At 69.7% G+C, this 12855-nt stretch carries 8 protein-coding genes and 6 pseudogenes; 6 read left to right on the top strand and 8 right to left on the bottom strand.

Translation table 11 applies throughout. The features are described from left to right. Positions 1–14: 14 nt before the first annotated feature. On the top strand, positions 15–461 hold the full coding sequence (locus ACSURM_RS38085; protein ID WP_436960818.1) for an Lrp/AsnC family transcriptional regulator: 447 nt from the start codon (positions 15–17) through the stop codon (positions 459–461). A gap of 280 nt (positions 462–741) precedes the next feature. Here the strand turns inward: ACSURM_RS38085 and ACSURM_RS38080 are convergent. Then, positions 742–1529: pseudogene (locus ACSURM_RS38080) on the bottom strand (alpha/beta fold hydrolase). A 30-nt stretch (positions 1530–1559) separates the two neighbouring features. Beyond that, a pseudogene (locus ACSURM_RS38075) lies at positions 1560–1769 on the bottom strand (IS256 family transposase); the annotation flags it as partial. Here ACSURM_RS38075 and ACSURM_RS38070 point away from each other — a divergent pair. After that, positions 1756–2088 (top strand): annotated as a pseudogene (locus ACSURM_RS38070) (transposase); the annotation flags it as partial. The pseudogenes ACSURM_RS38075 and ACSURM_RS38070 sit on opposite strands and share 14 nt — an antisense overlap. Before the next feature lie 9 nt (positions 2089–2097). On the opposite strand, the gene ACSURM_RS38065 reads toward ACSURM_RS38070, so the two are convergent. Beyond that, positions 2098–2679 carry an IS630 family transposase gene (locus ACSURM_RS38065; RefSeq protein ID WP_436955259.1) on the bottom strand — a complete coding sequence of 194 codons (582 nt, stop codon included), beginning with the start codon at positions 2677–2679 and terminating at the stop codon, positions 2098–2100. Continuing rightward, positions 2676–3191 carry a winged helix-turn-helix domain-containing protein gene (locus ACSURM_RS38060; RefSeq protein WP_436955258.1) on the bottom strand — a complete coding sequence of 172 codons (516 nt, stop codon included), beginning with the start codon at positions 3189–3191 and terminating at the stop codon, positions 2676–2678. Before ACSURM_RS38060 ends, ACSURM_RS38065 begins: the two co-directional genes overlap by 4 nt. Positions 3192–3355: 164 nt before the next feature. On the opposite strand from ACSURM_RS38060, the gene ACSURM_RS38055 reads away from it, so the two are divergent. Further along, positions 3356–3808: a DUF5959 family protein gene (locus ACSURM_RS38055; protein ID WP_436952244.1), complete on the top strand. Its 453-nt coding sequence runs from the start codon at positions 3356–3358 to the stop codon at positions 3806–3808. Here the strand turns inward: ACSURM_RS38055 and ACSURM_RS38050 are convergent. After that, positions 3790–4634, bottom strand: a protein-coding gene (locus tag ACSURM_RS38050; RefSeq protein WP_436960816.1) for an IS5 family transposase whose coding sequence is annotated in 2 segments (ribosomal slippage) — positions 3790–4287 and positions 4290–4634 — 843 coding nt in all. Because the reading frame shifts where the segments join, the coding sequence is not laid out codon by codon here. The two genes, ACSURM_RS38055 and ACSURM_RS38050, sit on opposite strands and share 19 nt — an antisense overlap. A gap of 52 nt (positions 4635–4686) precedes the next feature. On the opposite strand from ACSURM_RS38050, the pseudogene ACSURM_RS38045 reads away from it, so the two are divergent. Further along, positions 4687–4854 (top strand): annotated as a pseudogene (locus ACSURM_RS38045) (IS110 family transposase); the annotation flags it as partial. Between the two features lie 87 nt (positions 4855–4941). Here the strand turns inward: ACSURM_RS38045 and ACSURM_RS38040 are convergent. Continuing rightward, the gene (locus ACSURM_RS38040) at positions 4942–8148 is read right to left on the bottom strand and encodes a type 2 lanthipeptide synthetase LanM family protein (protein ID WP_436960815.1); all 3207 of its coding nucleotides are present in this window, start codon (positions 8146–8148) and stop codon (positions 4942–4944) included. Positions 8149–8839: 691 nt separating this feature from the next. After that, positions 8840–9709 carry a replication-relaxation family protein gene (locus tag ACSURM_RS38035; RefSeq protein WP_436960813.1) on the bottom strand — a complete coding sequence of 290 codons (870 nt, stop codon included), beginning with the start codon at positions 9707–9709 and terminating at the stop codon, positions 8840–8842. A 1242-nt stretch (positions 9710–10951) separates the two neighbouring features. On the opposite strand from ACSURM_RS38035, the pseudogene ACSURM_RS38030 reads away from it, so the two are divergent. Further along, positions 10952–11323 (top strand): annotated as a pseudogene (locus tag ACSURM_RS38030) (Scr1 family TA system antitoxin-like transcriptional regulator); the annotation flags it as partial. 148 nt (positions 11324–11471) lie between these two features. Here ACSURM_RS38030 and ACSURM_RS38025 read toward each other — a convergent pair. Next, positions 11472–11657 (bottom strand): annotated as a pseudogene (locus ACSURM_RS38025) (glycosyltransferase family 2 protein); the annotation flags it as partial. A gap of 366 nt (positions 11658–12023) precedes the next feature. Between ACSURM_RS38025 and ACSURM_RS38020 the strand changes: the two are divergent. Next, the gene (locus tag ACSURM_RS38020) at positions 12024–12833 is read left to right on the top strand and encodes a sterol desaturase family protein (protein ID WP_436960812.1); all 810 of its coding nucleotides are present in this window, start codon (positions 12024–12026) and stop codon (positions 12831–12833) included. Positions 12834–12855 lie beyond the last annotated feature (22 nt).

The following is a 12855-nucleotide window of genomic DNA, read 5'->3' as shown; positions in this document are numbered from 1 at the left end:
TCGGGGAGTTCGCCGTGGACACGATCGATCGCCACATACTGGACATCCTCCGCAAGGACGGCCGAGCGCCCGTGTCGGAGATCGCACGTGCTGTGGGACTTTCAGCCGCTCCGTGCGCCCGCCGTATAGAGCGCATGGAGAGGGCGGGTGTGATCCGCGGCTACACCGCGGTCATCGAGGACAGCCGGGCGGGCATGCTTCAGGCGTTCATCGAGATCCGCCTGCTCGGCGCGACCGACAGTGACGAGATCCAGGGCATCTCCGAGAGCATCCCGGAGATCGAGGAGAGCCACAGCATCGCCGGCACCTCCGACGCCCTGCTCAAGCTCCGGGTCCGGGACGTGAACCACCTTCAGCAGATGATCAACGCCGTACGCCGGACCGGCAAGGTGGAGGGCACCAAGACCTTCATCATCATGAACACCTGGACCCGCGCGACAGAGCAGGCTGGCACCCCGTAACCCCGAAACGGCATCCTGACCGAGGCTCGGGGGCCATCCGCCTGCCGACGGCAGGCTTGTACAGCCTGACAGGGTTCCGTCGCCCCGCCTCGGGGTCCGGGACACGCCGCTGAACAGGCCGGACAGCCGACGAGTGTTCGGGACAGCCGGTCGCTGTTGTCTCGTCCGTCCTCACCGAGCACCGTACTTCAGAACAGGTGGAGAGTAATTGTCAAGACCTGTGGATCGGTGGCCATGAGTGGAGTCTGACTTTGGTGTCGTTGTGACCGCGCAGGCGTTCTCAGGCGAGGCCCTCGAGGAAGTCCGCGAGCGCGGTGTGCAGGATCTCGGGCTGCTCCAGGTGCAGGTCGTGGCCGGTGCCGGGGGCTCATGGCCGTGGTGTCGGGTTGCTGCCGGAGCATCTCGTCGGCTTCCTGCTCGGGGATGAGGCCAGGACGACCAGGGTGGGGCACGCGACCTGTCCCCACTCGTACCGGAAGGAACGCTGGGCGTTCTCCGCCAGCGAGCGGACCATCACGTCCCGGTCGAAACGGGGCCACCATCCGTCCTCGCGTTCCTCCAGCCCTGCCGCCCAGCCTGCACCGACCGGTCCGCCGCCGAGGAACGCGGCTGCCGCTTCGCGTGAGGGGAATGGTGTCGGCCATGAGTCGAGCCATCCGCCGATGTCCGCGGGGCCGTTCGAGTTCGGGCCGCCGGGGCCGGCATCGGCGAGTACGAGTGCGCGGACGAGTCCGGGATGTGCGGCGGCGGTGAGCATCACGGTGTGCCCGCCCAGCGACTGGCCGACCAGGGCGGGCCGCTGCAGCGCCAGCTGATCGACAACGGCGATGACGTCGGCGACGTAGGCGGCGCGGGAGACGTCCTGCGGGTGGCGCTCGCTGGCGCCGTGTCCGCGCTGGTCGACCGCGACGACCCGATACCGGGAGCTCAAACGCCCGGCCAGCATGTCCATTCACCCGCGTGACCGGTCAGGCCGTGCAGCAGCACGATGGGCTGTCCCGGCCCGCCCCAGTCCCGGCAGGCAAGCCGAACGCCGTCTCCCACCACCACGTGTTCGGACCATGCCACGTCGGCTCCCAGGTAATCGACTGGCCACGATCATGCCGCAACCGCCTCGGACCGTTCGACGAGCCGGCCGCGTTCGAAGCGGCCTCCGGCCCGGACGAAGACGACGAGGTGGGGCGCATTCACCGCCCACCACCGGGCCTGGGCGGACTCGTCCAACTTGAAGATCATCGCCAGGGCGGCGGCGCGGGAGTCGGCACCGCAGGTGACCTTGGTCCGCAACCGGACCCTCCCCCTACTCGACGCCATCCCTCGCATCCGGGGCCTGCGTGGACGACCCCGCCATCGTCCCCGGCGGTTCTTCGCCGACCGCGGCTACGACTTCGACAAGTACCGGTGTCTGATCCGCAAGCGCGGCATCACTCCGAAGAGTGCCCGTCGTGGTACCCCCCATGGCTCAGGTCTGGGCAAGACCCGTTGGGTGGTAGAGCGCGCCTTCGCCTGGCTTCACCAGTCCAAGCGTCTGCATATCCACTACGAGATACGTGCCTACCTTCACCAGGGGCTTCTCGAACTCGCCTGCGCCATCATCTGCTTGAGGCGTCTACACACCGCATTTTGAAACGATCAGTTACTGATCTTTTCGTAAGTTCGGTGGGCAGATGGTCAGGCCGGTATGGGCGAGGAAAGACCATGGCAGTCGGGGGTCGGCGGTGATGCGGTGGATGCCTTGCTCGGTGGCGTCGGCGACATCGGCGAGGTGGTCGCCGGCGAGGTTGGCGAGTTCACGCTTCTTGAGCGAGGACCACAGCAGTTCCACCGGGTTCAGCTCGGGAGCGTAGGCGGGTAATCGTTCCAGGGTGAGCCAGTCCTGTTCGGCGACCCAGGCCCGCATCGCCCGGCTCCAGTGGGCGGACAGGCCGTCCCAGACCAGGACCACTCGCTCGCCGCAATAGAACACCTTCACCTGCTCCAGGACTTCGATGAGCCCGGCGGTGTCGTAGCTGCCGGGCTTGAGGTGGAAGCACAGGCGGGCCCCGCGATCGGGATCGGCGGAGTGGTAGCCCAAGGCTCCGGCCATCGACGCGCGCTTCCAGTTCAGACGGTGCCGCAGGAGCGGAGTCCGCCCTCGGGGCGAGTAGGTGCGGCGGATCTGGGGGAGCAGGGAGACGCCTGATTCGTCGAGGAAGACGATCCAGGCACGTGTGTTCACGGCCCCTTTTTGATGCGCGGCCACTCGTGCGCGATCCACCGGGCGATCTCCGACTCGTCCCGCTCGACCGCCCGCCGCTCGGGCCGTTGCAGGCTCCATCCGAGCCGGCCGGTCAGCAGCCGCCACACCGACGCCCTCGACAACACCACCCCCGTTGCCCGGGTGACGACCGCGCCCACTCGTTCCAGGGTCCACAGATCAGCCTCGAAACCATGAGCCTGGGCACCTTGCTCCAACGCGGCCCGGACCATCTCGACCTGGGTGTCGTCCAGCTTGGGCGGGCGTCCGGTGGCCGCCCGTCTCCGCAGGCCCGAAGCACCGTCTTGCTCCCACACCCGCCGCCAGCGCCGCACACTCTCGGCACATACCCCCACCGCCCTCGCGATCTCCGCATTCGAGACGCCGCCCTCGAACAACTCGACTGCCCGAACACGACGCGCCTCCGCCAACTGAGGCCGCGACAAGGGAGGAAGGGAGGAGCCGACAACCGAAGGGGAAGGTTGATATGCCACCCCAACAGCCTCCCACTCACACGGCCACCACACCCACCGAACTTACGAAAAGATCAGTAGAGCTCCTAACGGAATGAGGCGGGGACAACCTGCTTGTGCCCGTTGATCTGGCTCGGAGACCCTGAGCTCCGACAGATGTGAGCGGGCAGGGCAAAGGGTGCAGGGTGGAACTGATCAACCTCTCGGATGGCGACAACAGCTTCCAAGTGCGTGTGCTGGGGCGTAGGTCGCCGGGTGTGTTGCATCTTCACGATCAGCTCGACGCAGAGGTCATTGTGACCAGCAGCTTCGTCGGCGGTCGGCTGGTCATGTCCCTGTTCCCTTCGGACCTGGAGGAGTGGTCCCGTGCTCTGGACCTGCTTGCTGCCGGTCAGGACATCTGCTGGAGGGATGACGGCCACAGCCCCGAGATCAAGATCCAGCCGTACAACGAGGAGCATGAGACTGTCGCTGTCCGTGTAGAAGATCTCGGCAGTTCATGTGTCTCCGTGTTCCTTCCCATGAGCCTTGAAGAGGGCTGGATCGACGAGCAGCGGAAGCTGCTCGGGCAGGTGCTGCAGGCGTGGCCGAGCGAAGTACTGAAGTCCTCACCGGGCGTCTATGAGTGGCGGCGCTGAACTGCGGCCAGGCGCCGCCAGCAGATGAGTGCGCACCCGAGGGTGAGGAAGGCTTCGTGGATGTCGTCGCGTATTTCCCAGCGGATCCGCAGACGGCGGAACCAGTGCAGGTGGGCGAACGCGCGCTCCACTACCCAGCGTTGGATGCCCAGGCCGGAGCCATGCTCGGTGCCGCGGCGGGCGATCATCGGCTTCACGCCGAGGTCCCAGACGAGGCGGCGGTACTTGTCGTGGTCGTAACCGCGGTCTGCCAGGACCACGTCCGGGCGGCGCCGGGGGCGGCCACGCTTGCCCCGCACGGACGGCACGGCCTGGAGGAGTGGGATCAGCTGGGTGGCGTCGTTGCGGTTGCCGCCGGTCAGAGTGGCGGCGAGCGGAATGCCGGTGGCGTCGGTGATCAGGTGGTGCTTGCTGCCTGTCCTGCCCCGGTCGACAGGGCTTCGTCCCGTCTTGGATCCCCCTTTAACGCCCGGATGTGGGAGCCGTCAACCGCCGCCCGGGAGAAGTCCAGGGCGTTTGCGCCGCGGAGCTTGGCGAGGAGGGCCTCGTGCAATCGCGGCCACACCTTGGCCTCGGTCCACTCGGCCAGCCGGCGCCAGCAGGTCATGCCCGAGCCGAAGCCGAGTTCCTGCGGCAGGTGTTCCCAGGCGATTCCGGTGTGCAGGACGAACAGGATGCCCTGGAACACGAGCCGGTCCGGATGCCGCTTGCGGCCCGGATGCCGGGTCCGGCGCTCGACCTTGGGCAGCAGTGGCTCGATCACCGCCCACAACTCGTCATCGACTTCCCACGGCTTCGGCCGAGCCACCCCGCACCCCCGGATCATCAGTCCCGGAGCGATCCAACCACCTCGAAGATCATTTCGTTAGGAGTTCTTAGCCGCCCTGCACGATCCCGTCTCCCGGACCTACTACGACCGCTGCCGAGCCCGCGGCAAAACCCACACCCAGGCACTCCTCCGCCTCACCCGCCACCGCATCAGCGCCCTGTTCGCCATGCTCCGCGACGGAACCTTCTACGAACCCAGAACCACACGCCCTGCTTGACGAAGGACACAGAGGCACCCCCACCGGACCCGGATAAGTGGCTTTTCACCTGAAGGAACGGTTCCGTCCCGGTGCGCCCCCTTGACCTCACCGAACGGGTGTCGCCCCGGGCGGGCGGAGGGCCAGCAGGGAGGGCACGGCCTCCGGCGCGGCGAGCCGCAGCAGTCCGTAGCCGATCCCGGCAACCCCGGTCATCAGCGAGGGGCTGTGCACCCCGCTCGGCATGCCGCACACCCAGCCCCGCACCTCCAGCGCGTCCAGGGTCACGGCGGCCTGCCGCAGTGCCGTGTCCGCCGCCGCCCCGCCCGCCAGGAGCAGCGGGTCCAGGTTGCCCAGGTCGCCGTGGCAGAGGGAGAAGTTGTGCCCGAAGCCGTCGCGGGCCACCGTGGCCAGGGCCACCGCGCGTTCCTGGCGCAGCCGGGCGTCGTCCAGCTCCGCGCACAGTTCCACGCGGGCCAGGGCGATGCCCGCCGCCCCGTGGCACCAGAGCACGGGGTGGGACGCGGCGGCGCCGGGCGAGCTGGCGGCGCGTACGTCGCGCCAGTTGGCGGCCTCCGCGTCGAAGAGGGTCCGCTCGTACTCCAGCGCCTCCCGGGCGAGGGCGGCCAGCCGCTCGTCGCCGAGCAGGCTCCCGGCCCTGGTGAGCGCCCAGGCGATGCCCGAGGCTCCGTGGGCGAACCCGGCCAGTGGCCGGTCGGCCGTGCCGGCCAGCGCGCGGGGCAACCAGCCGACCCCGCCGCCGGGCTGGGGGGCGGCCCGGTCCGCGAGCCGCCCGGCACAGCGGGCGAGGGCGTCGGTCACCGCGCCGGAGGGGTGCACCGCTCCCCAGGCGGCCAGCCCGGCGATGGTGCCCGCGCAGCCGTCGATGATGTCGAAGGACTCGTCCTCGGCGGCGGTGGCGGCGGCCCGTTGGACGAGGGGGCCGGCGAGCGCGGCCAGTCGGGCGTCGGGGCGGTGGGCGGTGAGGTGGGCGAGGGTGTAGAGGATGCCTCCGGTGCCGGTCAGGCCGCCGGTGAGCCGGTCGGCGCGGCGCCCGGCCTGGTGGCGGAGGGTGACGCCGGCGGCCCGGGCGGCGTTGCGGTACGTCGCCTCGCCCGTGCGGAGGGCGAGGTGGTGGAGGAAGAGGGCGATGCCCGCGGTGCCGCTGTAGAGGTCGGGGCCGAGTTCCGCCGGGGCCCAGCGGCCGGGCGGGGTCCAGTTGGGACCGGTCCAGGCCAGGTCGGCCGGTCCCCGGTAGGCCCGGCGCAGCAGGTGGTCGGCGGCCTCGGCGGCCTTGGCCAGGGCGCGGGCGCGGATCGCCCCGGGATCCGCGTCCGGGGCCACGTCCGGGGCCGGGGTGTCCGGGCGGGGGGCGGCGACCTGCGGGCGGGACGGTTCGCTCGTACCGGTGGCGGTGGTCACCGACAGGCGCAGGAGTTCGCGTTGGCGGGCGAGGTCGGCGGGGCCCAGGGAGTCGAGCTTGTCGAGCGCGGTGTCGAGTGCGGGCCGGTCGACGACGGAGGGGATGAGGGCTCCGGTGGAGGCGCGGGCGTCGACGCCGTCGGGGCGGAGGGTGAACAGGGGGACGTCGTTGTTCCACAGGTCGGCGCGTTCGTGCGCGAGGAAGGCGTCGGCGCTCTCCTCCCAGGCCGCCAGCGCCCACAGCCGGTCCAGGTGGCGGTCGTGGTCCAGGGCGTCGCGCAGCAGGTCCGGGTGGTCACCGGCGGCGAGCAGGCTGCGGTACTCCAGCGTGTCGCGGCGCAGCAGCCGGGTGTGGTCGGCGGCGAAGGCCCGCAGCAGGCGGCGCACCCCCGGTCTGGCCCGCGCCATGATCCGGTACGCCTCGGTGAACCCGGCGTCGAGGTCGTCGGCGAAGTCCGCCAGCTCCAGGGGCTGGTCGGCGGGGAGGGGCCGGCTGTCGACGCCCTGGAGGTTCATCGGCCGGTAGGCGATGCGCATCCGGTCGGTGCCTTCGCCGTCCACGTACGGCACGGTGCGGGGCGGTGCCTGGCCCGGGTCCCAGCCGAGGGCCGACACGTCCGCGCCGCCGTTGCCGTCCTCGTCCCACACCCGCTGAGGCAGCAGACCGGACCGGAGCACCGAGTGGGCGGCGTCGTGGCGCGCCAGGCGTTCGGAGGGGGACAGGTCCTTGGCGGGCTCGCGCAGGTCGGGGTGGAGGAGCGCCTCGCAGTCGACGAGTACGGGCTGGTCCCCGTGGGCGATGAGGTTCTGCGCGTGGCAGTCGACGGCGTCCAGTACGTAGAGCACGGCGGCGAGTGTCCCGGCGCGGTGGTAGAAGGCATGGAGTTCGGCCGCGTCCCGGCAGTGCCTGGCCGCCACGTGGGCCACCCAGCCGTAGCCGTCCCGGGGCAGGTGGGTGACCTCCAGCAGCGGCAGCCGCAGCCGGGGGTTGAGCCAGCGCAGCAGGTCCTGGAAGTGGAGGTCGACGTCGAGCGGGCGGGGCTTGTAGACGATCCGGGTGCCGTTGTCGAAGCGCAGGGCGGTGACGGTGGCGCCGCCCCGGTGGGCGTCGCCGAGGCCGGTGCGTATCTCGGTCAGGCGGCCCAGGGGCAGGCCGGGGGAAAAGGTGCGGGAGATGTCGGGCAGGTCGGTCGCGAGGCGGCGTACGAGGGCGAGGTGGGTGTCGGTCCACTGCTCGGCGGCCACCGTGAGGCGGCGGGCCAGGACCGGGTACTCGGCGAGGATCTGGACGGCCCGCGCGGGGTCGGCGAGGCGGCGCACGAAGTCGCGGTAGCGCTCCTGCGGGGTGGCGCCGGTCAGTTGGCCGGTGAGCCGGGCGACCTCCAGTTCCACGATCATGGTGCGTACGGTCATGGCGTGGGCGGGGGCGGTCAGGGACGGCAGCAGGTGGGCGGTGATCTCCTCGGGGGTGCCTAGCGGGGTGGGGCCGAGGGCGGCGATGCCCCCACGCAGCCGGTCGCGGGCGGCGGTGAGCAGCGGGGCGACCAGGGTGGCGAAGGCATCCCGGTCGGGGATCTCGACGGCGGGGGTGGGCGGGGGTTCCTCGAAGACGGCCGCCAGGTGGCGCGCCCACGGCTCCTCGGCACCCAGCCGTTCGGCCAGGGCTTCGGCGGGCTCGGTGAGCAGTTCGCGCACAAGGCCGGGGTCGAGGGAGTCGGCTGACAGCCGCCTTTCGAACCAGCCGTCCTGATCGAACGGGCGTTGTGCCCGCCAGCGGGCCAGTACGCGCTCGGCGCGCCCGCCGAGACAGGCGTCGGTGACGGTGGCCCTGCCCCGGCGGCTCAACGGGACGGCGCGGGCGGCGGCCAGGCGCAGCAGGGACGTGTCCACCACGGCGGTACCCCTCGGCTCGGCTCATACCGCGCGCCGCACCCCACAGGGGTGCGGCGCGGCGGGCGGTCGGGTCAGTAGCTGCACATCCGTGCGCAACTAGAGTAAGACTCACAGGTGTTGGCCGCCTGCCCGGCGGATACGTAGACCTCTTCGGCCGGGTTCCCGGCCGGGTGGTCCCCGAACTCCCCCGTGAGACTCAGCCGGAAGTCCTCGTCCTTGAGGGCACGGACTCGCTCTGCCGTGGTCAGCACGGCGCCTCCCCTGGTCAGTTGGTGCTTCCGCATGGCCTTCGGACGGCTCATCATGGCAGCGGGGCCCTCACCACACCAGGGCTGTGCATCCCTTGATCCACACCCCTGGTGTGGATCAAGGTTCCACCGACCGCTCGTCCACCCGCCTGGGGCCGCACCGACGCGCACCGTCAGAGCACCACCCGGTAGTGCGTGCGCGGCCATCGGCTTCCCGAGCGGCCCGTACCGCGAGGAGCCGCACGCCTGTCACCCGCCGCGCCGCGCGCGGTACTTCGTACGGGGGCCACAGGCGCCAGGAGTAGTACAAGCCCCCCCTGCCGCAACCGGAGCGCAGGAACAACCGGCCCGGCCGGGCCGTGCTCGCGCAGCCTCTTCAGGCTGGTGGCGATGATGGGGATCTTGCCGTTGTAGTCGTGGAAGCCCTCCGCCCGCTCCCCCTGTCACAGGTGGCGGGTCAGCTCGTGCAGGCGCGCGATAGTGCGGTCGGGGTTGCGCTCGCCGATGCGGTTGAACACCAGCAGGACGGGCGGGTGCGCCGCATCACCGGACGAGGTGGCCGGCGCGCTCCAGCGGATGCGCCACACCGGGCGCTCGGTGCCGTCGGTGTCCTTCACCTTCCGCCGGAAGAACCGGGCGTACTTCTCCAGCTTGCCGGCGAGCTCCTCGGCGGTCTCGTGGCAGTTGTCGACCTCGATCAACAGCAGCGGCTCCCCGTCCTGCGGGGCGGTCAGGACGATGTCGGCCTGGGCGCCGCCCCTGCCGGGCGCGTTCCACGTGCCCGGTGGCTGGCAGTGGAACCTCGGTCCAGTACGAGGCGATGGTGCCGATGCCGTCCGGGGAGTCGGCGGCCCGGACGTGCGGCGGGTCGACGGTGAGCCTGGCCGTGTTCGGCTTCGGGCGCAGCATCGCGATGACGGTCTCGTTGACGGCCATCGGGTGGGAGGCGCCGCTGGAGCCCGCGCCGCGCGCGGTGGACCCCCCATCTCCGTCACCGGGCGCCGCAGCTCGTAGGAGGCGGCTTGCAGGCCCTTGGGGGGCAGGTTCCGCAAGCCCCCCACCTGGGTGGAGCCGCCGTGCTCGACCAGGCCGTGCCTGCACATGTCGGAGAGCGCGGCGGTGTGCGAGGCGGTGCGGGCCTGCTTCCGCTTGGACGGAGTCGGCTTGTCGGTGTGCCGGTAGCTCAGGTGCGGAGCGCCGATCCGCTGGATCTGATCGGCCGTCGCGACCTTCAGCGCTCCCAGCACGCGCAGCACTTCGTCGCGGAAGGTGTTCGTCGATCCCGCCGGGTTCGTCTCCCGCTTGCCCGCCATCAGCCCCGCTCCCTTCCCATCACCCACCGCGGCCGCCCGCCGGGCGCTGGCCTCGCCCGGCCGCAAAGGGCACACGGCCCCCAGACCCGATGATCTCCCCCCAGGGACAACACAGAGAAGTTCAGGGGGAGAAGAGGGTTGTGATGGCACGGTTTTCGCGACGGTTTCCGCGTGGACCAGGAGATTTCCACGCTCCTGGGTGCCGGGCGCCAAAGGGGGTTCCCAAAGGGGGTCCCAAGGGGCCTTCGAAGTGGGCGCCAAGGTCCCCCTTTGGCTTGCCCTCCACGGGCCGGCCTTCCGATGCGATCGGCCCGGGCGGTGCCACTGCCCGGCCTCCGGGTCGGTTCCTTCGCTGCCCCGACCGGGGCGGTCGCGGCGGAGAAGCAGCGTGCAGACGACCCCCTTGTCCGTGGTCTACCTGGGTCTGGTAGCGGGCGTCGTCAAGGAGGAACACGGCGGTGGTCGGGACGGTAGCGGAGGTGGACAAGGGATCAGGGTCGGCTTCGAGGTCGGGTCGACTCTGCTGGAAAAGGGCGCTGTTTTTGCCCCTTACATCCCTGAATCATCCCGTTTTGATCGAGGGGAAGAGTTCTCCCCCGTCGGCGCCGGGCTCTGCCACAGGGCCGCGGTTCCAGCATCGGGTTCGAGGCCGCCGCGATCAGCGGGGCGGCCCGTAAGTGAGGAGCTGTCATGGCCGAGAACACCATCACCGCGCCGCTCGTCCCGATGACGCCGGACGCGGTACTCAGCGCCTTCGGCTACCTTTGGGCCGTGGAGGCCGGCGACACCGACGCCGCCCGCCGATCTCTCCGACACCGAACCGCGGACGCCCGCACCGCTCGTCGACGCAGCGGAGCGGATCATTGTCCCGGTCACCTCCCTGTGCCGCATCGACCCGGACCCGTGCGACCACCCCTTCACCCTGGAGGCCGCCGGGCGCATCCTCGCAGCCACCCTGCGCCGCTGGGCCCAGGCCGGACCCGACCGGCGTGGAAGACATCACCCACGCCATCATCACCTTCGCCCGGCAGGCGCCTTGTCGAGCGCTCCGGCGACCCGATGGATCGGCGCCCAGACCGCGGGGTCGTCGACAAGGCGGCTGAGGTCCGTCATCTGGAGCTTCTCCAGTCAGTGCGAAAGCACCAGTGCCTCGTCCCCTTGCCGCCCGGCTCGGCCGGCAGACGTCGAAGCTGAGCCGTTTGCAAAACGGCAAGCAGACTCCCACCCGCGACGACCTCACGCGTGGGCGCGTGCACTGGACCGGCCGGACGTCGAACCAGAGCTACACGGGCTGCTGGCCGGGTTCGACACGGAGCAGCGAAACCGGTCGTGGCGGAAGCAACTGGCCGGCGGGCACCGCGGTCGTCAGGAGATTGTGATACGGCTGACCGAGAACACCACGCAGATCCGCGGCCTTGTGCGTCCCGGATCCCGGCGCTCTTCCAGACACCGGAGTACGCGCGCGTCGTTTTCGACACCCTTGCCGAGTTCCGCGGCATCCCGGCTACGACTGATACGGCCGTGCACAAGCGCATGCGCAGACAGGAAGCCCTGTACGACCCGGAAAAGTTGTTCCGGTTCGTGCTGTGCGAGGCGGCCCTGTACCACCGCCCGCGCCCGGTGGACGTGATGGCGGAACAGCTGGACCGGCTATGCAGCCTCTCGGGCAGAAACGCGTGGAGCTGGGCATCATCCCCTTCGATGCGCAGCTGCACCGCACCGCCCCGCACGCATTCTGGATCTACGACCGGCGCCCGGTCATCCCGCCCTGCTCGGGCGCAGCCTTCACCAGGACACGTTCGTCCTGGCGGGCGAAGTCCCGCAGCAGGTCCATCGAGTCGTCCGAGGACGCGTCGCCAGTCATCAGCAGTTCGAGATCGGTGTGCGTCTGCGCCAGCACCGACCGGACTGAAGGCCCGAGCGTGGCCGCCGAGTTGTGTACTGGCATCACCACAGAAACACAGAAACCAGGGGCCACCGCGCTGCTCCTTACCCGGATGGGAGTCGTCACGGACGTTGTCGTCGCCGGCCAAGGCTACGTGGGACTGCCGCTCGCCGTGCGCGCCGCCGAGGCAGGCCATCCGGCGACTGCGGTTGGAATCCGTGACGACTTGGCCTCAGAAGAAACGTTTCTGGAAAATCACCGACCACCTTTAGGCTGATCGATTCTCATACTTATTTCGCACGGAGATTACCCTACCTCACAGAGGGTATCCCCGCAACGAAGCACCCGTCCGCGAGGAGGTGCACTCTGAACGGGAGCAGCGTCCGCCGCGTCGCACGTCAAATCGCCTATCCGGCACTCTTTCTGACAATGACCGCCGTCGCCTTGACGGCACTTTATTTCCATCTCGATCCGGGCCCGGTCACCGCTCTTTTCCAAGTAGCCGTCATTTGCTATCTCGCGGCACTGGAGCGGCTCATCCCCTACGATCGCGAATGGCATCCGAGCCGCGGCGAATGGGGTTGGTACGGCGCGTATTTCCTGCTGACCGTCGCCGGCAGCATCGCCGCGCAGCTCCTCGTGTCGCTCTGCGTCCGTGTCATCTCTCCGGCGAGACCGGAACTTCCACTGTGGGCCGACATTCCGCTGGCACTGGCCGTCGGTTCCCTGGCCAGCTATCTGGGGCACCGACTGAGCCACGTCAACCCGTGGCTGTGGCGGCTGCACGGGATCCATCACGTCCCGGACAAGGTCAACGTCGCCAGCAACGGCGTCAACCACATTCTCGACATCGCCTTGACACAGAGCGCCGTACAGCTTTCTCTGGCATGGGTCGGATTCTCCCATGACGCGGTGTTCGTGGTAGGCCTCTTCGTCATCACCCAGGGTTACTTCATCCACGCCAATATCGATGTGCGTATCGGTGCGCTCAACCAGATCCTCGCGAGCCCCGAGCAGCACCGTCTGCATCACAGCATCGATCTCTCCGAAGCCGGTCACTACGGCTCGGATCTGGCAGTGTGGGACCGGATATTCGGCAGCTACACCTGGTATGACGGCCGGAAACCGGAACAGGTCGGTCTGCACGATCCGGCATCCTTTCCAAGAACCGAGGCCATCGTCTCCAGCCATGTCCAGATCGTGCGTCGCCGAGCGGTACCCGGCCGACAGCCCACCTGACGACGAAAATCCGCCACTCCGG

It is taken from the genome of Streptomyces sp. SudanB182_2057, assembly GCF_964272715.1.
Classification (GTDB): Bacteria; Actinomycetota; Actinomycetes; order Streptomycetales; family Streptomycetaceae; genus Streptomyces; species Streptomyces rubradiris.
This window is presented reverse-complemented; position numbering and strand designations above follow the sequence as displayed.

Excerpts from the sequence above, each read along its gene's own strand:
- ACSURM_RS38035 (WP_436960813.1), bottom strand. The coding sequence starts at position 9,709 with ATGGCGGGCAAGCGGGAGACGAACCCGGCGGGATCGACGAACACCTTC.
- ACSURM_RS38020 (WP_436960812.1), top strand. The coding sequence starts at position 12,024 with ATGACCGCCGTCGCCTTGACGGCACTTTATTTCCATCTCGATCCGGGC.